Origin of the sequence: Streptococcus sp. A34, from assembly GCF_043674115.1 — a bacterium.
In the GTDB taxonomy this organism is placed as follows: domain Bacteria; phylum Bacillota; class Bacilli; order Lactobacillales; family Streptococcaceae; genus Streptococcus; species Streptococcus suis_V.
Window position 1 is genome coordinate 36,174 of record NZ_JBIMJM010000005.1, and the last position, 20,716, is coordinate 56,889.

General features: G+C 43.2%; 20 protein-coding genes. 15 read left to right on the forward strand and 5 right to left on the reverse strand.

Annotation, left to right across the window (positions count from 1 at the left end):
* Window positions 1-37: 37 nt before the first annotated feature.
* Both ACHBGV_RS02615 and ACHBGV_RS02620 read right to left on the reverse strand, forming a co-directional pair.
* Window positions 38-703 carry a TrkA family potassium uptake protein gene (locus ACHBGV_RS02615; RefSeq protein WP_105110215.1) on the reverse strand — a complete coding sequence of 222 codons (666 nt, stop codon included), beginning with the start codon at window positions 701-703 and terminating at the stop codon, window positions 38-40.
* A gap of 10 nt (window positions 704-713) precedes the next feature.
* A complete protein-coding gene (locus ACHBGV_RS02620; RefSeq protein WP_105110214.1) occupies window positions 714-2,048 on the reverse strand; it encodes a TrkH family potassium uptake protein in 1,335 nt (444 codons plus the stop codon).
* 207 nt (window positions 2,049-2,255) lie between these two features.
* Between ACHBGV_RS02620 and asnA the strand changes: the two genes are divergently transcribed.
* The 3 genes from asnA to ACHBGV_RS02635 all read left to right on the forward strand — a co-directional run bounded on the left by asnA (window position 2,256) and on the right by ACHBGV_RS02635 (window position 5,508).
* Window positions 2,256-3,248 carry an aspartate--ammonia ligase gene (gene asnA, locus ACHBGV_RS02625; RefSeq protein WP_394735593.1) on the forward strand — a complete coding sequence of 331 codons (993 nt, stop codon included), beginning with the start codon at window positions 2,256-2,258 and terminating at the stop codon, window positions 3,246-3,248.
* 131 nt (window positions 3,249-3,379) lie between these two features.
* Window positions 3,380-5,227 carry a translational GTPase TypA gene (typA, locus tag ACHBGV_RS02630; RefSeq protein WP_394735594.1) on the forward strand — a complete coding sequence of 616 codons (1,848 nt, stop codon included), beginning with the start codon at window positions 3,380-3,382 and terminating at the stop codon, window positions 5,225-5,227.
* Between the two features lie 20 nt (window positions 5,228-5,247).
* Window positions 5,248-5,508, forward strand: coding sequence for a DUF3165 family protein (locus ACHBGV_RS02635; protein ID WP_105110211.1), 261 nt, complete (start codon window positions 5,248-5,250; stop codon window positions 5,506-5,508).
* Window positions 5,509-5,580: 72 nt separating this feature from the next.
* Here ACHBGV_RS02635 and ACHBGV_RS02640 read toward each other — a convergent pair whose 3' ends face one another.
* Entirely contained in the window at window positions 5,581-6,783 is a 1,203-nt protein-coding gene (locus ACHBGV_RS02640; protein ID WP_394735595.1) for a mechanosensitive ion channel, read from the reverse strand.
* Between the two features lie 196 nt (window positions 6,784-6,979).
* Between ACHBGV_RS02640 and murD the strand changes: the two genes are divergently transcribed.
* The 12 genes from murD (at window position 6,980) to ileS (ending at window position 19,782) form a co-directional block, all read left to right on the forward strand.
* Window positions 6,980-8,335 carry a UDP-N-acetylmuramoyl-L-alanine--D-glutamate ligase gene (gene murD / locus ACHBGV_RS02645; RefSeq protein ID WP_172022183.1) on the forward strand — a complete coding sequence of 452 codons (1,356 nt, stop codon included), beginning with the start codon at window positions 6,980-6,982 and terminating at the stop codon, window positions 8,333-8,335.
* Window positions 8,332-9,420 (forward strand): UDP-N-acetylglucosamine--N-acetylmuramyl-(pentapeptide) pyrophosphoryl-undecaprenol N-acetylglucosamine transferase, encoded by a 1,089-nt coding sequence (locus tag ACHBGV_RS02650; RefSeq protein WP_105110208.1) that lies wholly within the window; start codon window positions 8,332-8,334, stop codon window positions 9,418-9,420. The genes murD and ACHBGV_RS02650 overlap by 4 nt, the downstream gene beginning before the upstream one ends.
* Window positions 9,404-10,507, forward strand: a complete 1,104-nt coding sequence (locus ACHBGV_RS02655) for a cell division protein FtsQ/DivIB (RefSeq protein ID WP_257104763.1) — start codon at window positions 9,404-9,406, stop codon at window positions 10,505-10,507. Before ACHBGV_RS02650 ends, ACHBGV_RS02655 begins: the two co-directional genes overlap by 17 nt.
* Before the next feature lie 151 nt (window positions 10,508-10,658).
* Window positions 10,659-12,035: a cell division protein FtsA gene (ftsA, locus tag ACHBGV_RS02660; protein WP_105110206.1), complete on the forward strand. Its 1,377-nt coding sequence runs from the start codon at window positions 10,659-10,661 to the stop codon at window positions 12,033-12,035.
* A 26-nt stretch (window positions 12,036-12,061) separates the two neighbouring features.
* Window positions 12,062-13,312 (forward strand): cell division protein FtsZ, encoded by a 1,251-nt coding sequence (gene ftsZ, locus ACHBGV_RS02665; protein WP_105110205.1) that lies wholly within the window; start codon window positions 12,062-12,064, stop codon window positions 13,310-13,312.
* Between the two features lies 1 nt (window position 13,313).
* Window positions 13,314-13,994, forward strand: a complete 681-nt coding sequence (locus ACHBGV_RS02670; RefSeq protein WP_394735596.1) for a YggS family pyridoxal phosphate-dependent enzyme — start codon at window positions 13,314-13,316, stop codon at window positions 13,992-13,994.
* Window positions 13,995-13,996: 2 nt separating this feature from the next.
* A complete protein-coding gene (locus ACHBGV_RS02675; RefSeq protein WP_238140793.1) occupies window positions 13,997-14,563 on the forward strand; it encodes a cell division protein SepF in 567 nt (188 codons plus the stop codon).
* Window positions 14,564-14,569: 6 nt separating this feature from the next.
* Window positions 14,570-14,827 (forward strand): YggT family protein, encoded by a 258-nt coding sequence (locus ACHBGV_RS02680; protein ID WP_105110203.1) that lies wholly within the window; start codon window positions 14,570-14,572, stop codon window positions 14,825-14,827.
* Window positions 14,824-15,615: an RNA-binding protein gene (locus ACHBGV_RS02685; protein WP_105110202.1), complete on the forward strand. Its 792-nt coding sequence runs from the start codon at window positions 14,824-14,826 to the stop codon at window positions 15,613-15,615. Before ACHBGV_RS02680 ends, ACHBGV_RS02685 begins: the two co-directional genes overlap by 4 nt.
* A gap of 8 nt (window positions 15,616-15,623) precedes the next feature.
* Window positions 15,624-16,304 (forward strand): DivIVA domain-containing protein, encoded by a 681-nt coding sequence (locus tag ACHBGV_RS02690; protein ID WP_105110201.1) that lies wholly within the window; start codon window positions 15,624-15,626, stop codon window positions 16,302-16,304.
* 234 nt (window positions 16,305-16,538) lie between these two features.
* Window positions 16,539-16,979, forward strand: coding sequence for a GNAT family N-acetyltransferase (locus ACHBGV_RS02695; protein WP_394735597.1), 441 nt, complete (start codon window positions 16,539-16,541; stop codon window positions 16,977-16,979).
* Between the two features lie 13 nt (window positions 16,980-16,992).
* Window positions 16,993-19,782 carry an isoleucine--tRNA ligase gene (gene ileS / locus ACHBGV_RS02700; protein ID WP_394735598.1) on the forward strand — a complete coding sequence of 930 codons (2,790 nt, stop codon included), beginning with the start codon at window positions 16,993-16,995 and terminating at the stop codon, window positions 19,780-19,782.
* Window positions 19,783-19,847: 65 nt separating this feature from the next.
* Here the strand turns inward: ileS and ACHBGV_RS02705 are convergent, their stop codons facing one another.
* Together ACHBGV_RS02705 and ACHBGV_RS02710 are read right to left on the reverse strand one after the other, a co-directional pair.
* Entirely contained in the window at window positions 19,848-20,156 is a 309-nt protein-coding gene (locus ACHBGV_RS02705; protein WP_105110199.1) for a DUF1827 family protein, read from the reverse strand.
* A gap of 62 nt (window positions 20,157-20,218) precedes the next feature.
* Window positions 20,219-20,674 carry an NUDIX hydrolase gene (locus tag ACHBGV_RS02710; RefSeq protein WP_105123497.1) on the reverse strand — a complete coding sequence of 152 codons (456 nt, stop codon included), beginning with the start codon at window positions 20,672-20,674 and terminating at the stop codon, window positions 20,219-20,221.
* Between the last annotated feature and the right edge of the window lie 42 nt (window positions 20,675-20,716).

A 20,716-nucleotide genomic window follows, 5' to 3' on the forward strand; every position in this document is an offset into this window, starting at 1 on the left:
TAAAATATGAATGATAAATCAGTCAAAACTTGTCACCTTATCCTGTGAACTCTTCAAAATGATCGACCGTGTTGTGGTCCGTTACAGCCATAACGACCTCGTCTTCATTGAAAACATAGTCAGGCGATAACTGGATATTGAGTTCCTTGGTGGTTTTGAGGCGGTAGCCGATAATGTTCATCTTGTAGTTCTGACGCAGCTGCAACTCTGCCAAAGTCTTGCCCAGCCATTTTTTAGGCGGGTAAAACTCAACAATGGACACGTTACCATCCAGCTGGACTAGGTCCGTCGTATTGCGGTGGAGGAGGTGCTTGGCCAGGGAAACGCCTGTTTCTCTTTCTGGTGAAATAATCTTATCAGCACCAATTTTTAAGAGGACCTCTTTAGCGGTCTTGCTCTTCACCTTTGCGATGACCTTTGGAACACCCAGTGCCTTACAGTGGAGGACGGCTAGGACGCTAGACTCCAAATTGTCACCTGTTGCGACGACGACGGTATCACAGCTGTCAATACCTGCGGCCCGCAAGAGGGATTTATCAGTGATATCTCCGACAATACCGCGGGACAGGATGGGCTCCAATTGGTTGATTTGATTTTCATGATTATCGACGGCGATAATGTTGCAGTTGTAGGGATGTAGGGTCTTAGCGATAGTGGTACCAAAAACGCCTAGACCTAAAATACCGATAGTAAATGATGACATGGTTTCTCCTTTAAACAATCATGGTTGATTTTGCATATTGTAATTTATCCTTCTTGTCAGGTTTGTGACTAGATAGACTGACTAGAATGGAGATAGGGCCGATTCTGCCAAAGAACATCAGGAACATGATGATAACTTTTCCAGCCAAACTGAGGAAGGGGGTTAAATTGGCTGTCACACCGACCGTTGCCAGGGCTGACATGACCTCAAACATGAGGAAAATCAAAGGTTGCTTAGCATCTGTCACACTGAGTCCAGCCAAGCCTAAGATAAAGACAGACGTAAAGACGATGAAGGTTGCAAATGCCTTGCGGATGGTCAGATGGTCAATGGTATGGTGGTTGAAATTAGTATGGGGAAGCCCCAGAATTTCGCTGCGTGCATAGAGTAAAAGCGTTAGGAAGGCTGTGATTTTAATACCTCCTGCCGTACCACCAGGGGCTCCTCCCAGCATCATTTGGAAGATATAGAGGAGGAGGGTGATAGGTTCGGCCTTGGTATAATCAATACTGGCAAAGCCTGCTGTCCGCATGGTCACCGTTTGGAAAAAACTGGTCAATAGTTTGTTGCCCAGCGACATGGAGCCAATAGTGGCAGGATTATTGTATTCTGTGATAAAGGTTAAGACTGTCCCCGCTGCAAGAATGAGTACAGTCAGAGCCAGCACTACCTTGGTATGGAAATGGAGTTTTCTGTGGTGGAATTTCTTGCCTATTTGAGAACGTAAGTCAAACCAGACGGAAAATCCCAATCCTCCCATGATAATCAGAGCAGCCAAGGTTAGATTGATGAGGGGATTTTCAGCGTACTGGACGATGCTGCTGGCCCCTAAATTATCAAAACCAGCATTACAGAAGGCAGAGACAGCCACAAAGACAGAAGAAAATAGACCGTCCTTCCAGCCGTATTCTGGAACAAATTGAAAGGCCAGGAAGAAGGCGCCCAGGGCCTCACTGGCAAAGGTAAAGGCAAAGACAGATTTGATAAAGCTGGAAAAATGCTTGGTGTCCGTTCGCGACAGGGCCTCCTGTAAGGTAGAAGCATTGACAAAACTCAATTTCCGTCCTCCTCGAAGGGAGAAGAGACCGATAAAACTAATTAAGCTCAATCCGCCGATTTGAATCAGGACCATACAAATCAATTGTCCAAACATGTTGTAGGTTTCAGCCACAGGCTTGGTAAATAACCCCGTCACGCAGACCATGGATACCGTAGTAAACAAATGGTCCAGGTAGCTAGCAGTAGAGCTAGCCTTTTGAGCAATTGGTAAACTGAGCAAAAATGAGCCAACCAGAATTACAGCTAGGAAACTGGCGATAATCCGTTGACTAGGTGAAAATTTCATTTTCAAAGCCCCATTCTATTCTATAAAATATGAAGCCATTTTAGCATAATTTTTCCAAAAAGTAAGGAAAGAAGTGGCGAGAAAGCAGAAGAACCAGCATTTTGGAAGAAATAATTCATTAAATTTTCAGAATATTTAATAAAATCCTTTACAAGTCCATGAAAATGGGTATAATAGGGAGTATAGAAAAAATTAGGAGGTTTAGGTATGAAGAAAAGTTTCATTCAGCAGCAAGAGGAGATTTCTTTCGTCAAGAATACATTTACCCAGTATTTGAAAGACAAGCTAGAAATCGTTGAAGTGCAGGGACCGATTTTGAGTCGTGTCGGGGATGGTATGCAGGATAATTTGTCTGGCGTGGAAAATGCCGTTACCGTTAATGTCAAATTGATTCCAGATGCGACCTACGAGGTAGTGCATTCCCTTGCAAAATGGAAGCGTCATACCTTGGCTCGTTTCGGTTTCAATGAAGGCGAGGGACTCTTTGTCCACATGAAGGCTCTCCGCCCGGATGAAGAGGATTTGGATGCCATCCACTCGGTCTATGTAGACCAGTGGGATTGGGAAAAGGTCATTCCAGCTGGTCGGAGAAATCTGGCCTATCTGAAGGAAACAGTTGAGCAGATTTACAAGGCCATCCGCCTGACGGAGTTGGCAGTTGAGGCGCGTTACGATATTGAGTCTGTCCTGCCCAAGAAAATAACCTTTATCCACACAGAAGATTTGGTCAAGAATTTTCCTGATTTGACACCTAAGGAACGTGAGAATGTTGTTGCCAAAGAATACGGTGCTGTTTTCCTCATCGGTATCGGTGGTGAATTGGCCGATGGCAAGCCACATGATGGTCGCGCACCTGACTACGATGACTGGACGACACCGTCAGAAGGTTCTTACAAGGGTCTCAACGGAGATATTTTGGTCTGGAATGAAGCTCTAGGTTCTGCCTTTGAATTGTCCTCAATGGGCATTCGGGTGGACCAAGATGCTCTCAAACGCCAAGTAGTTATTACCGGCGATGAGGCTCGTTTGGCCTATGATTGGCACCGTGCTCTCTTGGACGGCCAGTTTCCGCTATCTATCGGTGGTGGTATTGGACAATCGCGTCTGGCCATGTTCCTCCTTCGTAAAAAACATATCGGCGAGGTTCAATCCAGCGTCTGGCCACAAGAAGTCCGAGATAGTTTTGAAAATATTTTGTAAGAGATTGGTGACAATCTCTTTTCTTTCGCTTTCATTGACCCATTGAAAACATTTACAACATGATAATCTGTGATTTTTGCTGGAATCTGTGATATACTCGTTTAGTTAAAGAAATAAATATTGAGGATATTATGACAAAACTTAGAAATGACATCCGTAACGTAGCCATCATTGCCCACGTTGACCACGGAAAAACAACCCTCGTTGATGAGCTCTTGAAGCAATCACAAACTCTTGATGAGCGTACGCAATTGGATGAGCGTGCCATGGACTCAAACGACATCGAAAAAGAGCGTGGTATCACTATTCTTGCTAAAAATACAGCTGTAGCTTATAACGGAACTCGTATCAACATCATGGATACGCCAGGACACGCGGACTTTGGTGGTGAGGTTGAGCGGATCATGAAAATGGTTGACGGTGTTGTTCTCGTCGTAGATGCCTACGAAGGAACTATGCCACAGACCCGTTTCGTATTGAAAAAGGCCCTTGAGCAAAACTTGACACCAATCGTGGTTGTGAACAAAATCGATAAACCATCTGCTCGTCCAGAAGAAGTAGTGGACGAAGTGCTTGAGCTCTTCATCGAGCTTGGTGCGGATGATGACCAGTTGGAATTCCCAGTTGTTTACGCATCTGCTATCAACGGAACATCTTCTCTGTCAGACAATCCAGTTGACCAAGAAGAAACGATGGCACCAATATTCGATACCATCATCGAGCACATTCCAGCTCCAGTTGATAACTCAGACGAGCCACTTCAGTTCCAGGTTTCGCTCTTGGATTATAACGACTTCGTTGGTCGTATCGGTATCGGCCGTGTCTTCCGTGGTACGGTAAAAGTTGGTGACCAAGTTACCCTTTCTAAACTAGATGGTACGACCAAAAACTTCCGCGTTACAAAACTCTTTGGTTTCTTCGGTCTTGAGCGTAAGGAAATTCAAGAAGCCAAAGCTGGGGACTTGATTGCCGTTTCAGGTATGGAAGACATTTTCGTTGGTGAAACTGTAACGCCAACGGATGCGGTTGAAGCACTTCCAGTTCTTCGTATCGATGAGCCAACTCTTCAAATGACTTTCTTGGTGAACAACTCACCATTTGCGGGTCGTGAAGGGAAATGGGTAACTTCACGTAAGATTGAAGAGCGTCTCTTGGCTGAATTGCAGACAGACGTATCTCTTCGTGTAGATCCAACCAATTCACCAGATAAATGGACTGTTTCAGGTCGTGGTGAATTGCACTTGTCTATCTTGATTGAAACCATGCGTCGGGAAGGCTATGAGCTTCAAGTATCACGTCCAGAAGTTATCATCAAAGAAATCGACGGCGTGAAAATGGAGCCATTTGAGCGCGTGCAAATCGATACTCCTGAAGAATACCAAGGTTCTGTTATCCAATCCCTTTCTGAGCGTAAGGGTGATATGTTGGATATGGTTTCAACAGGTAATGGCCAAACTCGTCTTGTTTTCCTTGTACCTGCGCGTGGTTTGATTGGTTATTCAACAGAATTCCTTTCTATGACTCGTGGTTACGGTATTATGAACCATACTTTCGACCAATACCTGCCTGTTGTTCAAGGTGAGATCGGTGGTCGTCACCGTGGCGCCCTTGTCTCTATCGACCAAGGTAAGGCAACGACTTACTCTATCATGCGTATCGAAGAACGTGGTACCATCTTTGTCAATCCAGGTACGGAAGTATACGAGGGAATGATTATCGGTGAAAACTCTCGTGAAAATGACTTGACAGTTAACATCACGACCGCTAAACAGATGACAAACGTTCGTTCAGCTACCAAAGACCAAACGTCTGTAATTAAGACACCACGTATCTTGACCCTTGAAGAATCTCTTGAATTCTTGAATGACGATGAGTACATGGAAGTAACACCAGAATCTATCCGTTTGCGTAAGCAAGTTCTCAATAAGGCAGAACGTGATAAGGCTGCCAAGAAGAAAAAATTAGCAACTGAAGAATAGAAATCTCAAAGGGGATGGTCATGTTTTATCTGATACTAGCAATATTATTAGTGCTCTTTTATATCTTTTTAGCCCCCAATAATGTACGAGGGACTATCAACCTCATGGTAGCAGTTGTTGCCGTTGTAGCCCTCTTCATCTTTTTAATGCTAGCCTTCCTAAAAATCTTGCAGGTATCTTCAGATATTTGGGTAGGATTTATCGTCATCTTCATCGGCCTATGGGCCATGAGAGACATCTATTATTTAGATAAACCGAGTCGAAAAACAGTGAGAAAATAAGAAGAAGCAGGATTGGAAAGAGTCCTGCTTTTTTGTTATATTAAAAGCCCAACTTACTGTCGAGCTAAGATATTATTCTTTATCAATTTTCTTTTCTAATTTTTCCAATTGTTTGGCTGCGAAGTCACGACCACCGAGACCGAAGGCCAGGGCAAAGGCAACAGCCAAGGCTCCCAGAATAATCGTGAAGGTCGATTGAACGATATTCTGTGCGAATTTCAATTGGTCAAGAGCCATGAAGGCTGCAAAGACAATGAGGCCATAGCGGACAAGGCCAGCTAGGAAGGCATTGTTGGTCACCTTGCTCAAGAAACCAGATAGAATGTTGCCACCAATGACTGCCAAAACAAGAATGGCAATGGCACTAATCAGGGACGGAAGGTAGGCAAGAATGGATGTACCAACAGCGTTAAAGACTTGCAGGTTAAGAACTTGGATAGCTTGAACAAAGAAGAATACAATAATGATGCCACGAACCAATTGAGCCAGGATAGAGGAAAGTTGGAAGTTGGCATCTTCTTTGTTTGTCAAATACTTAGAGTAGGCATTGATACCAGCAGTTTCAAGAAGATTTTCCAAGAGGTTGCCCAAGAGCTTGGCAATGAAGCTACCAAGAGCGACTAGGACAAGGGCTACCAGGATATTTGGAAGGAAGCCAATGACCTGGTTGAGAATGGTGACGATTGGTTGAGAAATGCTGGTGATACCCAGAGTTTCTAAGGCCAAGGTCAAGATTGGAATGAAGATAAGAACGTAAACGACTGTTGCTAAGACAGTGATGAGTTGTTTAGTGTCAAATGGCAATTTTTCTTGGCCAGTAACCTTGGTGTACCATTTGTCAATTTCCAGACGCTCCAAGAAGGCTTTCAGAAGACCCTTAATGAAGTTACAGAAGAAGGTTCCTACAAAGAGAATCAATCCAGCTGCAATCAAATTAGGAATAAAGGCAAAGAATTTTTGGAACATGCTCGAAATCGGGTCAACAGTACTGCTGATATTCAAGCCCGAAAGGATAGAAGGCAGGAAGAAGAGAATGACCAAGAAATAAACCAGTTGACCGAGGTTTTTAATGATGGCCTGTCCATTATCTTCCGGCTTGAGGACACCCCATTTTTGCAATTTTTGAGCAAATTGAATCTTGTTCAAACCAGCCAGGGTTAATTTACGCAGGAGACCTGCAAGGACAAAGGCAATGATCAAGAGAACGATCATGCGGACAACTCCTGGCAAGGCCGAAACCAAGGGCAGGAAGAGTGTATCGAAAATATTAGACATATAGATACTCCTTAAAAATATATTTCTATTTTAGTCTAACATTTTTATAGGTAGGGTGCAAAGAAAACGCTTTACAGTCTGCTTTTTGTGGGATAAAAGGTAGTATAGGAGGCGTTAGCTTGTTGCTATGGCTTGAAAAAGCCGGGCTTTCAAGGTAAAATAAAGTGTTAGAAAGTTGAGAGATAGGAATTGTAAGATGAAACAAATTGATAGTGTCAGAAATAAAAAGGTCCTGGTTCTGGGACTGGCTAAGTCAGGCGAGTCGGCAGCTCGCTTGCTCCACCAGCTCGGTGCCATTGTTACAGTCAATGACGGCAAGCCGTTTGAGGATAATCCCACAGCTCAATCTCTCCTGGAAGAGGGGATTCGTGTCATCTGTGGCAGCCACCCCCTAGAATTATTGGATGAAGAATTTGCCCTCATGGTGAAAAATCCAGGTATTCATTATCAAAATCCTATGGTAGAGAAGGCCTTGAAAAAAGGGATTCCAGTTTGGACAGAGGTGGAGCTGGCCTATTTGATTTCAGAAGCGCCGATAGTGGGTATCACAGGTTCAAATGGCAAGACCACGACTACGACCATGATTGCGGAAGTTCTCAATGCTGGCGATACATCTGCTAAACTGTGTGGGAATATCGGTTATCCAGCCTCATCAGTGGCTCAAACAGCGACAGAAGAGGACACCTTGGTCATGGAATTGTCTTCCTTCCAGCTTATGGGGACGGAGTCCTTCCGACCACACATTGCTGTGATTACCAACTTGATTGCCAGCCATATTGATTACCATGGGACCTTTGATGCCTATGTTGCTGCAAAATGGATGATTCAGCGTCAGATGACGGCTGACGATTTTATTGTGCTGAATTTTAATCAGCAGGAAGCCAAGGATTTGGCTGCTCAGACTTTAGCGACCGTGGTGCCTTTTTCTACGCTAGAGGTGGTAGATGGGGCTTATTTGGCAGAAGGCAAGCTGTATTTCAAGGGTGAATATATCATGGATGCTGATCAGATTGGTGTTCCCGGCTCGCACAATGTTGAAAATGCCCTGGCGACGATTGCGGTTGCCAAGTTACTGGGTGTGGCGAATCAGTCTATCCAGGAAAGTTTGGCTGCCTTTGGTGGTGTCAAACATCGCTTGCAATTTGTAGGAACGATCAACGATATTTCCTTCTACAATGACAGTAAATCTACTAATATATTAGCTACCCAAAAAGCTCTATCAGGTTTTGACAATAGCAAGGTCATTTTGATTGCCGGTGGTTTGGATCGTGGCAATGAATTTGATGACTTGGTGCCAGATTTAGTTGGATTGAAACAGATAGTGATTCTCGGTCAATCTGCTGAGAGAGTCCAGCGGGCTGCAGACAAAGCGGGAGTGGATACCATTTCAGCGACAGATATTGCTGATGCCACTCGCAAGGCCTTTGAATTGGCTCAAGCAGGAGACGTCGTTCTCCTTAGTCCTGCCAATGCAAGCTGGGATATGTATGCCAATTTTGAAGTTCGAGGGGATGTTTTCCTCGACACCTTTGAGGAGTTGAAAAACAAATGAAAAAAATCGTATTTACGGGTGGGGGAACAGTCGGTCATGTGACTCTCAACCTCCTCCTAATCCCGCGTTTTTTGGAAGAAGGCTGGGAAGTTCACTATATTGGAGATGAAAAAGGGATTGAGCATGAACAGATTAGCCAGTCTGGTCTGGACGTGACCTTCCATTCCATTGCCACAGGTAAACTGCGCCGTTACTTTAGCTGGCAGAATATGCTGGACGTCTTTAAGGTTGCCTGGGGGATTGTCCAATCCTTAGTGATTATTGGCAAAATCCGTCCTCAAGCCCTCTTTTCAAAAGGTGGTTTTGTATCCGTTCCGCCTGTCATTGCTGCCAAGGCTCTCGGCGTGCCAGTTTACATTCACGAATCAGATTTGTCTATGGGACTGGCCAATCGCATTGCCTATAAATTCGCTACAACCATGTATAGCACTTTTGAGCAACCACTGTCACTGACAAAGGTTAAACATGTGGGGGCAGTGACCAAGGTAGGTCAGACCAAGAAGAAAGTCACCCCTATTCAACTGCCGGAAATTCTGAAACAGTTTGATAAAGAGCTGCCAACTTTACTTTTTGTTGGTGGTTCGGGTGGTGCCAAGGTTTTTAATGACCTGATTAGTCAGCATAAATCGGCCTTGACCGAGCGATTTAACATTATCAATCTGACTGGAGATAGCAGTCTCAACAGTCTGGAACAGCACCTCTATCGTGTGGACTATGTGACGGAGCTCTATCAGCCCTTGATGGATTTGGCGGATGTGGTAGTGACCCGTGGTGGCTCCAATACCCTCTTTGAGTTGATTGCTATGAAAAAGCTGCATCTGATTGTCCCGCTTGGATTAAAGGCCAGTCGAGGAGACCAGATTGAGAATGCCAATTATGCGGTCAATAAGGGCTATTCACGAAAATTGGATGAAGAATTTTTGACGCTGGAGTCACTTTTTGATGAAGTGGGTTATTTGTTGACCAATAAAGACCAATTTGTCACACAAATGGAAAACTCCAATGAAATCCAGTCGGTAGATAGTTTCTATGCTATTTTGATGTCAGATATTGAGGGTGGAGGTGCCAATGGGCCACAAAGATGAACAACTGATTTCTGATGAAAACGAAAAACTTGTAGAGGTCCAAGAGATGGAGGAAACTGAAGACCAGGAGGTAGAATCTGAGTCCTTTTCAGAAGAGCAAAGTGATATAGAGCGAGCTGATGAACATTCGCATGTAGAAGGCGATGAGGAAAGTTCTTTTGAGGATGGAGAGACCGATGCTGAACCTATAGCATTGGAAGACTTGGATCCAGATGAAGCCAGCGAATTTTTCAGGAACTGGAAGGAAAAGTTCAAAGAGCACCAACAAATCCAGGAAGAGGAAATCAAGCAGGCAGAAGACCAGACAGAGACTGAAGTAACACCTGTTTCAAAAAGGTCTTTCTTTCCATTTGGACGAAAAAAAGCAGGAGAAAAGAGTAAGAAAACAGAAGCTAGAATTCCTAAGGATGCCCTCCTTAAATCTATTCCGCTTTATTTAGCTGGGCTCCTCATCATTCTCTCTTCTGCCTATCTGATTAGCCCTTTTGGTAAATTGAAAGATATTCAGGTAAAAGGAAATGAGCATATTTCGGAAGAATTGGTAAAAGAGTACAGTAATATCCATGAAAAGGACTATGTCCTATCTGTCCTTCTCAACCGAAAATCCTACACCAAGAATATCGTCAACAGAAGTAATCTAATCAAGGACGTATCTGTTCAATTCCAGCTGCCTAATCGCTTTTTGCTAGAATTAGAAGAATATAAAGAGCTTGGTTTTATCACAGAGAATAATCAATTTTACTCCATCTTATCTAGTGGCGAGGTTTCAGAGGTTCCTACTGAGGAAGAAAATATGCCTCTGAATGCAACAATGGTTCACACAACTGACAGGGAATTGTTGAAAAAAATGGCTTTACAGCTAGCTGAAATTGATGAGAATATTCGCGCCAATATCCTGACTATCGATTTGACACCTACTAAAGCAACCAAGGATTTGTTGACCTTGACCATGGCTGATGGCAACGTCGTCCTGGTGCCAGTTTCAGAGCTAGATATCAAGCTTCCCTACTATCCAAAAATTGCTCGCCAGCTCATTTTGCCGAGTATGATAGATATGGAAGTTGGAGTTTACAGTTATGCTTTATAAAGCAAGGAAATGAGAAAAAATCTTTTAGAAATAAGCATGAAAAATAGCCATTTTAGAATGTTATATGGTATAATTAAGGATGAATAATTCTATTTATCTAAAAAATGGATGCTTTTTTAAAATGAGATGAAAGTAAGAGAGGACTGACAGAATGGCTAGAAACGGCTTTTTCACGGGATTAGATATTGGTACAAGCTCCGTTAAAGTCTTGGTTGCGGAATATATTGATAATGAAATGAACGTTATTGGAGTAAGTAACGTTAAGAGTGCTGGGGTCAAGGACGGGATTATCGTTAACATTGATGTTGCAGCCGCAGCAATTAAAAAGGCCTTAGAACAGGCTGAAGAAAAATCTGGGATTCGCATCGATAAGGTAAACGTCGGTTTGCCAGCAAACCTTTTGCAAATCGAGCCTACTCAAGGGATGATTCCAGTCACAACAGATTCCCAAGAAATTACAGACTTGGACGTTGAAAATGTTGTTAAATCAGCCTTGACCAAGAGCATCACACCAGAGAGAGAAGTGATTTCCTTTATTCCAGAGGAATTTGTGGTGGATGGCTTCCAGGGAATCAAAGATCCCCGTGGAATGATGGGAATCCGTCTAGAGATGCGGGGTATGCTCTACACAGGTCCAAGAACTATTTTGCACAATTTACGTAAAACCGTTGAGAGAGCTGGAATCCAAGTTGAGCATGTTGTGATTTCTCCTCTGGCCCTAACAAGGTCCGTTCTCAATGAAGGTGAACGTGAATTTGGTGCTACGGTGATTGACCTCGGTGGTGGTCAGACAACTGTTGCAGTTATGCGTGGCCAAGAGCTCCAATACACGAATATCTACCAAGAAGGTGGCGACTACATCACCAAGGATATCTCTAAAGTCCTTACTACATCTCAAAGTATTGCTGAAAATCTTAAATACAACTACGGTATCGCTTATCCAGCAGATGCAACTGAAAAAGAAACATTCACTGTTGAAGTGATTGGAGAAAGCAAGCCTGTTGAAGTAACAGAATTGTACTTGTCAGAAGTGATTGCTGCTCGTCTTCGCCAGATTTTCAATAAAATCAAACAAGATTTGGAAAGAACACGAGCATTGGAATTACCAGGCGGGATCGTTCTTGTCGGTGGTGGAGCAATTCTTCCAGGTGTTGAAGAATTAGCAGAAGAAGTTTTTGGTGTAACGACAAAAATCTTCGTACCAAATCAAATTGGTATCCGTAATCCATCCTTCGCACATGTGATTAGCCTAGTTGAGTATGTCGGTCACCTGAGTGAAGTGGAAAAAATTGCACAATATGCTGTAAACGGTGAGGCTCAGCTACGTATCAAACCAGTTGATATTCAACCAACAAGTCGAGTTCAAGTTCAACAGCCTGTAAGAGATTTTGAAGATGAAATCGCTGATGAACCGGTATATGATACGACCGTAAAACCATACGGACAAGAAGAATATGGTCAAAACGAGGAACCAAAAGTTAAGTTGACCGATCGTATCCGTGGTCTCTTTGGAAGTATGTTTGAATAATGAATGAAGGAAAAGGTAAATAATCTATGACAATTTCATTTGAAACGGCAAATACTGGTGCTGTAATTAAAGTTATTGGTGTCGGCGGTGGCGGCGGAAATGCTATCAACCGCATGATTGAAGAAGGTGTAGCTGGCGTAGAATTTATTGCGGCTAACACAGATGTTCAAGCTTTGAGCAGTTCAAAAGCTGAAACAGTCATCCAATTGGGACCTAAGTTAACTCGTGGTCTTGGTGCTGGAGGTCAACCTGAAGTTGGTCGTAAGGCTGCTGAGGAAAGCGAAGAAACTCTGAAAGAAGTTCTTTCAGGTGCAGATATGGTCTTTATTACAGCTGGTATGGGTGGAGGCTCTGGTACAGGTGCTGCACCAGTTATCGCCCGTATCGCCAAAGAGTTGGGTGCCCTTACTGTAGCAGTTGTAACTCGCCCATTTGGTTTCGAAGGAAACAAGCGTGGTAACTTTGCTATCGAAGGTATTGATGGTCTGCGTGAGCAAGTAGATACTCTCTTGATTATTTCAAACAACAACCTCCTTGAGATTGTTGATAAGAAAACTCCGCTTTTGGAAGCCTTGAGTGAAGCAGACAATGTCCTTCGTCAAGGTGTTCAAGGGATCACAGACCTCATCACTAACCCAGGTTTGATCAACTTGGACTTTGCGGATGTGAAGACTGTGATGGAAAATAAAGGCAATGCCCTTATGGGTATCGGTATCGGTACTGGTGAGGACCGTGTCATTGAGGCGGCTCGCAAGGCGATTTATTCACCATTATTGGAAACAACTATCGATGGTGCTGACGATGTCATTGTTAATGTGACCGGTGGTTACGATATGACCTTGACAGAAGCAGAAGAAGCTTCAGAAATCGTTCATCAGGCAGCCGGTCAAGGTGTAAACATTTGGTTGGGTACATCAATCGATGAATCGATGAAAGATGAAATCCGCGTAACCGTTGTTGCGACAGGTGTTCGTCAGGATGGACCTTCTGCTAAAACATCGCCATCAGGTACAACCAAACATCACCGTCCTGAGGTCGTTTCTGCAGCCCGTTCTGCGGCTCGCTTTGACTACACCTCAACACCGGCACCAACTCCTTCTTCTGTTCAACAAGCAGAAGTTCCAAAAGCTTCAGCATTTGGTGAATGGGATTTACGTCGCGAGAATTTGTTGAAATCTTCTGAGCTTGAAGCACGTCCTAGTATTTCGGTTGAGAAATTTACAGTTGAAGAAGATGAAGATGAGTTAGACACTCCACCATTCTTCAGAAATCGCTAGTATGACCATAAAAGAAAACGTTGCAAGGGTGGGCCAAGCAGTTGAACAAGCCTGTTTGGAAGCTGGTCGCCCATTAGAATCGGTAAAGGTAATAGCTGTCACAAAGTATGTTGACAGCTCTATTACTAGAGAATTGATTGAAGCTGGTGTGACAGATATTGGGGAAAATCGGGTGGACAAGTTTCTCGATAAGTACCATGCCCTGCAAGACCAGGCAGTAAGCTGGCATCTGATTGGAACCCTGCAAAGAAGAAAAGTCAAGGATGTTATCAATTTTGTTGATTACTTCCATGCCTTAGACTCTCTTAAGTTAGCAGAGGAAATTCAAAAACGGGCAAAGAAACCAATCAATTGCTTTTTACAGGTCAATGTTTCTAAAGAAGAATCAAAACATGGTTTTTACGAGGAAGAGATTGAACCGGCATTGGTTGAATTGGCTAGGTTAGATAAGGTAAGATTGGTGGGGCTCATGACCATGGCACCTATCAATGCTGATAAAGAACAGCTCAGTCAAATTTTTCATCAAACAAACGCAATCAGAGAAAGATTAGCAAATTTGAATCTCCCTAATATGCCTTTTACGGAATTAAGTATGGGAATGAGTGGAGATTCCAAGGAAGCAATTGAGGCGGGCTCGACTTTTGTTCGCATTGGGACAGCATTTTTTAGTAAGGGAGAGTAAAAGTGGCATTCAGAGATACATTTAAAAATTTTTTCACCTACTTTGAAGTGGATGATAGTGCTGAATTAGAAGATTCAACCGGCCATCAAATGCCCAATGAACAGCCCAAATTGCAAGTTGCTAAGAAAGAAGTTACAAGAGAGCAGGCTTTACCATTGGAAAAAAGAAGAGGAACTGGGAGTCATTCTTCGGAATCCGTTGCCAATATTCAACGGTTGAATGAACGGCAGCAAGAATTGCTCGCGATCAATGGTCCTGAGAGAGAGAAGAAGACAACCATCGACATTAAGTTTCCTAAGCGATACGAAGATGCACCTGAGATTGTGAATCTATTGTTAGAAAATGCAAGTATTTTAATTGATTTCCAATTTATGACAGAGCAGCAAGCTAGGAGATGTTTGGATTATCTGGATGGGGCTCGGTCAGTCTTGGCCGGAAATCTTAAAAAGGTTTCCAATTCTATGTGGCTATTGACCCCGGTTAATGTTCGGGTAAATATTGATGAGTTGAGAAATGTGAACTCTGGCCAACATTTGGACGGGCAGTTCGATTTCGATATGAAGCGGTAAGACATCATGTGGTTACTAGTACAAATCCTGCTAAAGGCTATTGATGTCTATGCAAGCATTTTATTGATTTATGCTCTCATGACTTGGTTTCCAGCTCTTGTCCAATCTAGGATTGGTCAACTAATCAGATGGCTTGTTGAGCCCATTTTGATACCGTTCAGAAGATTGAACCTACAATTTGGTGGATTCGATTTCACTATCTTGGTGGCCTATCTGTCTCTTCAAATCTTATCGAGAATTCTAATAGGATTGGTAATTTTATGAAGGATAGGCAAGTCATCCTGCAACACTATCAAAAGTCGGAGCAAGATTTTGTTGAGCGGATTTATGAAATGTGTCAATTTGTAGATAGGACTTCCATCGACAGGTTGACAGATTTTCTTAATCCAAGACAGGTCATGATTATTGAAGCAATTGCCGGGAAGTTTAATCTCTTTGCTCATTCGAGTGGGCATCATCTTCCGACGGAATATAGCAGGCTCATTATTTCAACAAGCGATCAATTGCCAGAGTTTGCTGACTATGAAATTTCGATTTTAGAAGTTGATTTTAACAGAAAGTTTCATCAGCTTAGTCATTCGCAGATTTTAGGAACACTCTTAAATCGTTTGGGTATTCAGCGGAAATTTCTGGGAGATATTTTTATCAATGATCAGGAAATTCTCCTGTTTATTGATGAAAAATTTAGCACCATTCTCTTAATGGATGTTGAAAGGATTGCCAAGGTTCCTGTAAAATGGAAGATGCGGACAGCTGAATCAGTGTGCTTGGAGCACCATATCCAGGTTGACAAGAGGGTCATTCTGGCCTCCAGTTTGCGATTGGATAAATTAGTAGCTGCTGCTTTTCAACTATCTCGTTCAGCAGTTGTGAAGCTAATTGAGTCAAACAAGGTCAAGGTTGACTATGCTGAAATTAGTCAGGTCTCAAAAACTCTTGAAATAGGTCAATTGGTTAGTGTGCGTGGCTTCGGAAGATTCCGATTGGTAGACCTGCTCGGAACATCCAAGCAGGGGAAATTTAAAATAGAAATAGAAGTGACAAAAGTATAGGGGGAAATATGGCCTTAACAACACTTGAATTAAAAGATAAGACCTTTGGGACAAAATTCAGAGGCTATAATGCTGATGAAGTTGATGAGTTTTTGGACATTGTCACCAGAGATTATGAGGAATTGGTTCGTCTGAAGCAAGAACACGAAGCAGAATTGAAAGCCTTGCGCGAACGCCTCACTTACTTCGATCAGATGAAGGAATCGTTGAGCCAATCTGTCTTGATTGCCCAGGATACAGCTGATCGTGTAAAAGCAGCAGCGGAAGAGCGCGCCTTTAATATTAAGCAACAGGCTGAATATGATGCGCACAATCTTCTCAACGAAGCCAAAGAGAAGGCAAATGAAATCCTTCGTTTGGCGACAGACAATGCTAAGAAGGTTGCAGTAGAGACTGAGGAGTTGAAGAACAAGACACGTGTTTTCCATCAACGTCTTCGCTCTACTTTGGAAAGCCAGCTTGCCCTTGTAAATAACGCTGAGTGGGAAGAAATTCTCCAACCAACGGCTTCTTATTTGCAGACAAGTGACGAAGCTTTCCGAGAGGTCCTGGTTAAAGCGATTGATGAAGATGTGGAGTTGGAAGAGTTAAACCTTGATTATACTCGCCAGCTTACAGCTGAAGAAATTGCTGAACTCAATCGCCAGGCAGCTGCTATTGAAGCAGAATTGGAACAATCAGCAGACTAATTACATACTGATGAAGCAAAAACACAACGAATATTGATAGGTTTAGCGAGCAGGTGACGGTGGAAGACCTGTACTCACTCAATATGAGTTATCATTTTGCGTATTTTTCCTTGAACTCAAGTAGGGGAAAACGTCTGTTCACGTTACGAACGTAGAGGGACAGGGGAAACTCTGTCTAAACTAAGGTGGTACCACGAACTTTCGTCCTTATTGGCGGGAGTTTTTTTGATGCTTATGATACGATTAGAAGAAGTAACGAAAGAAAATTTTGATGCCGTGCTAGATTTAAGTCTGGCAGAGGAAGACAAGCGTAAAGTGGCTCCGGTGGAGTATTCGCTTGCTCAAGCTTGGCTTTATCGAGAGGAAGAGAGGCTCTATCCCCTGGCTGTTCGTCTTGGCAAAAGGATTGTCGGTTTTGTCCTCCTTTCGGTAGATAAGGACAGGCAAACGGTCTTGCTCTGGCGCTTGCTGATTGATAATTCCTATCAAAACAAGGGCTACGGCCAGGAGGTTATTCGACAGGTAATGGTCCTAGCTAGGCAAACGTTTTCTTGCCACCAGCTAGTCACTAGCTACGTCATCGGCAATCATAAGATGCGGTACATCTTAGAAAAACTCGGTTTCCAGTCAGCTGGAATGACTGGACATGAAATAAAAATGGTAAACACTCTATAAAAAAGGAGAAATGATGAAATTAAAAGAAACACTCAATCTAGGTCAAACAGCCTTTCCAATGCGTGCAGGCTTACCAACACGTGAACCTGAATGGCAAAAAACTTGGGACGAGGCAAACTTGTATGCCCGTCGCCAAGAACTCAACGCAGGCAAACCAGCCTTTCATCTTCATGATGGACCTCCATATGCTAACGGAAATATCCACGTTGGCCATGCCTTGAACAAGATTTCAAAAGACATTATTGTTCGCTCTAAGTCAATGTCAGGCTTCCGAGCACCTTATGTACCAGGTTGGGATACACATGGTCTTCCGATTGAGCAAGTCTTGGCGAAACAAGGTGTTAAGCGCAAGGAAATGGACTTGGTCGAATACCTTGAAATGTGTCGTGATTACGCTCTTAGCCAAGTTGACAAGCAACGCGATGATTTCAAACGCTTGGGAGTTTCTGCAGACTGGGAAAATCCATATATTACCCTCACGAAGGATTATGAAGCTGCTCAGATCCGTGTCTTTGGAGCGATGGCAGACAAGGGCTATATCTACCGTGGTGCCAAGCCAGTCTATTGGTCTTGGTCATCTGAGTCTGCCCTTGCAGAAGCTGAAATCGAATACCATGACATTGACTCAACATCTCTTTACTATGCCAACAAGGTTAAAGATGGCAAGGGACTCTTGGATACAGATAGCTACATCGTTGTCTGGACAACCACTCCATTTACGGTAACGGCTTCTCGTGGTTTGACCATGGGAGCGGATATTGACTATGTCTTGGTTCAACCAGCTGGCTCTGACCGTAAGTATGTCTTGGCAGAAGCCTTGTTAGATAGCTTGGCAGCCAAATTCGGTTGGGAATCCTTTGGAGTGATTTCAAAACACAAGGGTGCTGAATTTGAATACATTGTGACCGAACACCCATGGGATACAGAAGTGGATGAATTGGTCATCTTGGGTGACCATGTTACAACGGACTCGGGTACTGGTATCGTCCATACGGCACCAGGATTTGGTGAGGATGACTACAATGTCGGTGTCAAATATGGCTTGGAAGTAGCTGTAACTGTCAACGAACGTGGCTTGATGAATGAAGCTGCGGGTCCTGATTTTGAAGGGCAATTCTATGACAAGGTTGTTCCAACTGTAAAAGAAAAATTAGGAGACTTGCTTCTTGCTAGCGAAGTGATTAACCACTCCTATCCATTTGACTGGAGAACCAAGAAGCCAATCATCTGGCGTGCAGTACCGCAGTGGTTTGCCTCTGTTTCTAAATTCCGTCAGGAAATCTTGGACCAAATCGAAGCAACAACTTTCAATCCATCTTGGGGTAAAACGCGTCTCTACAACATGATCCGTGACCGTGGTGACTGGGTCATCTCTCGTCAACGTGCTTGGGGTGTGCCGCTTCCAATCTTCTATGCAGAAGATGGTACAGCCATCATGACCAAGGAAGTAACAGACCATGTAGCAGCTCTCTTTGAGGAACATGGTTCTATCATCTGGTGGAAATCAGAAGCAAAAGACCTCTTGCCAGCAGGCTTCACTCATCCAGGTTCACCAAATGGCGAATTTACAAAAGAAACAGACATCATGGACGTTTGGTTTGACTCTGGTTCATCTTGGAATGGTGTCATGAACGCCCGTGAAAACCTTGCCTACCCAGCAGACCTCTACCTAGAAGGTTCAGACCAATACCGTGGTTGGTTTAACTCGTCTTTGATTACCTCTGTTGCTGTAAATGGTCATGCTCCATATAAAGCTATCTTGTCACAGGGCTTTGTATTGGACGGTAAAGGCATGAAGATGTCTAAATCCCTAGGAAATACCATCCTTCCAAGTGATGTTGAGAAACAGTTTGGTGCAGAAATCTTGCGTCTGTGGGTGACATCCGTTGATACTTCAAACGATGTGCGTGTGTCTATGGATATTCTTGGACAGGTTTCTGAAACCTACCGTAAAATCCGTAATACCCTTCGCTTCTTGATTGCCAATACTTCTGACTTCAATCCTGTAAGTGATGCGGTGGCATACGAAGAGCTTCGTTCTGTTGACCAGTATCTCTTGGTGAAATTCAATAAATTGGTAGCTCAAATCCGTAAAGCCTACGATAATTATGATTTCATGGCTATTTACAAATCTGTAGTAAACTTTGTAACCCTTGATTTATCAGCCTTCTACCTCGATTTTGCCAAAGATGTCGTCTACATTGACGGTGCTAAATCACTTTCTCGTCGTCAGATGCAAACTGTCTTCTATGACATCTTGGTGAAAATTACCAAGCTCTTGACTCCGATCTTGCCACACACGGCAGAAGAAATCTGGTCATACTTGGAACACGAAGCAGAAGAATTTGTTCAATTGGCGGAAATGCCAGAGGTGGAAACCTTTGCCAATGAAGCGCAGCTTTTGGCTGATTGGGAAAACTTTATGGTCTTCCGTACAAAAGCTCAAAAAGCCTTGGAAGAAGCGCGTAATGAAAAAGTGATTGGTAAGTCACTCGAAGCTCATTTGACTGCCTATGTCTCAGCTGAAACTAAGTCCTTCTTGGAGAGCTTGAATGCAGACCTTGCTCAGTTGCTTATTGTTTCTAACCTTACAGTAACCACGGAAGCAATTCCTGAAAGTGCACTTGTGGTGGATGAAGTTGCCTTTGAAGTAGAACGTGCAGCAGGTGAAGTATGTGACCGTTGCCGTCGCATTGATACTAGCGTTGTTGAGCGTAGCTATGGTGCAACCATCTGCGACCACTGTGCAAGTGTTGTAGAAGAAAACTTTGCTGAAGCAGTAGCAACTGGATTTGAGGCATAATGATATGACAAAGTCTATCGAAAGATAGGCTTTTTCGTCTAAAAAAAAGAAACCGTTCTGGTTTCTTAGATTTCGCTGACGATTGGGAAGGACATCTCAATCAATTTATCTGTGTGGATTGTGCGGATGGCTGCTTTGTTTATCTTCCGTTCATCAATCTTGCGATGAAGGAAAAAATCACGGATTTTTTCAATTTCTGACTGTTGGACAGAGCGGTATTTATTGCTGATGAGGAGTTCGTAGTGGCGGGGAGCCTGAGTGAAGATAACATCAGTATTTCCCGCAGAATAAGTCTCTACCAAAAATGCATCCGTATTGGCAAGTTGATTTTGAACCAACTGGCTATGGCTATTGGTTGTATTTATAATTTTCATGCAAAACCTCCTCTAACTCTATGGCTTCATTATAGCACTATCAGCAAGATTTGACTAGTCTTTTATAGTGTTTTTTGATCTAAAATCCATTGTTGCACGCCCCATTTATGGCTACCTCGTTTTAATTTTTCAAGGGCTTCTTGGATGGGAAACCAGGCAAGATGATTAAAATCTTCTAGTGGTTGTCCGATTTGATGATAGCTTTTAACCTGGTAGATGTAGGCAGGGTTGTGGAAGTGAGTATCTCGATGGCTGGAATAAAAATATTCATCCGCCTGACCATAATAATGCCCAATTTCAGCTGTAAATCCCAGTTCTTCCATCAATTCTCTTTCCAGGGCAATGAGCTGGTTTTCGCCTTTTTCAATTTCTCCACCCGGTAAAAACCAGGCGCCATTTGGTGCTTGAACCAGGATAATCTTATCATTTTCTTCATTTGGAATAACAGCATAGACTCCCTGGCGTAATTGATAGTCGACTCCTGCTTGTTTTTCTCCAAATACTGCAATCTGTTCCATATTTTCCTCGCTTAATGTTTAAGAGCTTTAATTGTTAACATT

Coding starts and splice junctions, on each gene's coding strand:
- ACHBGV_RS02670 (WP_394735596.1), top strand. CDS start 13,314: ATGACCATAAAAGAAAACGTTGCAAGGGTGGGCCAAGCAGTTGAACAA.
- murD (WP_172022183.1), top strand. CDS start 6,980: ATGAAACAAATTGATAGTGTCAGAAATAAAAAGGTCCTGGTTCTGGGA.
- ACHBGV_RS02690 (WP_105110201.1), top strand. CDS start 15,624: ATGGCCTTAACAACACTTGAATTAAAAGATAAGACCTTTGGGACAAAA.
- ftsA (WP_105110206.1), top strand. CDS start 10,659: ATGGCTAGAAACGGCTTTTTCACGGGATTAGATATTGGTACAAGCTCC.
- ACHBGV_RS02640 (WP_394735595.1), bottom strand. CDS start 6,783: ATGTCTAATATTTTCGATACACTCTTCCTGCCCTTGGTTTCGGCCTTG.
- ACHBGV_RS02705 (WP_105110199.1), bottom strand. CDS start 20,156: ATGAAAATTATAAATACAACCAATAGCCATAGCCAGTTGGTTCAAAAT.
- ACHBGV_RS02710 (WP_105123497.1), bottom strand. CDS start 20,674: ATGGAACAGATTGCAGTATTTGGAGAAAAACAAGCAGGAGTCGACTAT.
- ACHBGV_RS02685 (WP_105110202.1), top strand. CDS start 14,824: ATGAAGGATAGGCAAGTCATCCTGCAACACTATCAAAAGTCGGAGCAA.
- ACHBGV_RS02680 (WP_105110203.1), top strand. CDS start 14,570: ATGTGGTTACTAGTACAAATCCTGCTAAAGGCTATTGATGTCTATGCA.
- typA (WP_394735594.1), top strand. CDS start 3,380: ATGACAAAACTTAGAAATGACATCCGTAACGTAGCCATCATTGCCCAC.
- ACHBGV_RS02650 (WP_105110208.1), top strand. CDS start 8,332: ATGAAAAAAATCGTATTTACGGGTGGGGGAACAGTCGGTCATGTGACT.
- ACHBGV_RS02615 (WP_105110215.1), bottom strand. CDS start 703: ATGTCATCATTTACTATCGGTATTTTAGGTCTAGGCGTTTTTGGTACC.
- ACHBGV_RS02655 (WP_257104763.1), top strand. CDS start 9,404: ATGGGCCACAAAGATGAACAACTGATTTCTGATGAAAACGAAAAACTT.
- asnA (WP_394735593.1), top strand. CDS start 2,256: ATGAAGAAAAGTTTCATTCAGCAGCAAGAGGAGATTTCTTTCGTCAAG.
- ileS (WP_394735598.1), top strand. CDS start 16,993: ATGAAATTAAAAGAAACACTCAATCTAGGTCAAACAGCCTTTCCAATG.
- ACHBGV_RS02635 (WP_105110211.1), top strand. CDS start 5,248: ATGTTTTATCTGATACTAGCAATATTATTAGTGCTCTTTTATATCTTT.
- ACHBGV_RS02695 (WP_394735597.1), top strand. CDS start 16,539: ATGATACGATTAGAAGAAGTAACGAAAGAAAATTTTGATGCCGTGCTA.
- ftsZ (WP_105110205.1), top strand. CDS start 12,062: ATGACAATTTCATTTGAAACGGCAAATACTGGTGCTGTAATTAAAGTT.
- ACHBGV_RS02620 (WP_105110214.1), bottom strand. CDS start 2,048: ATGAAATTTTCACCTAGTCAACGGATTATCGCCAGTTTCCTAGCTGTA.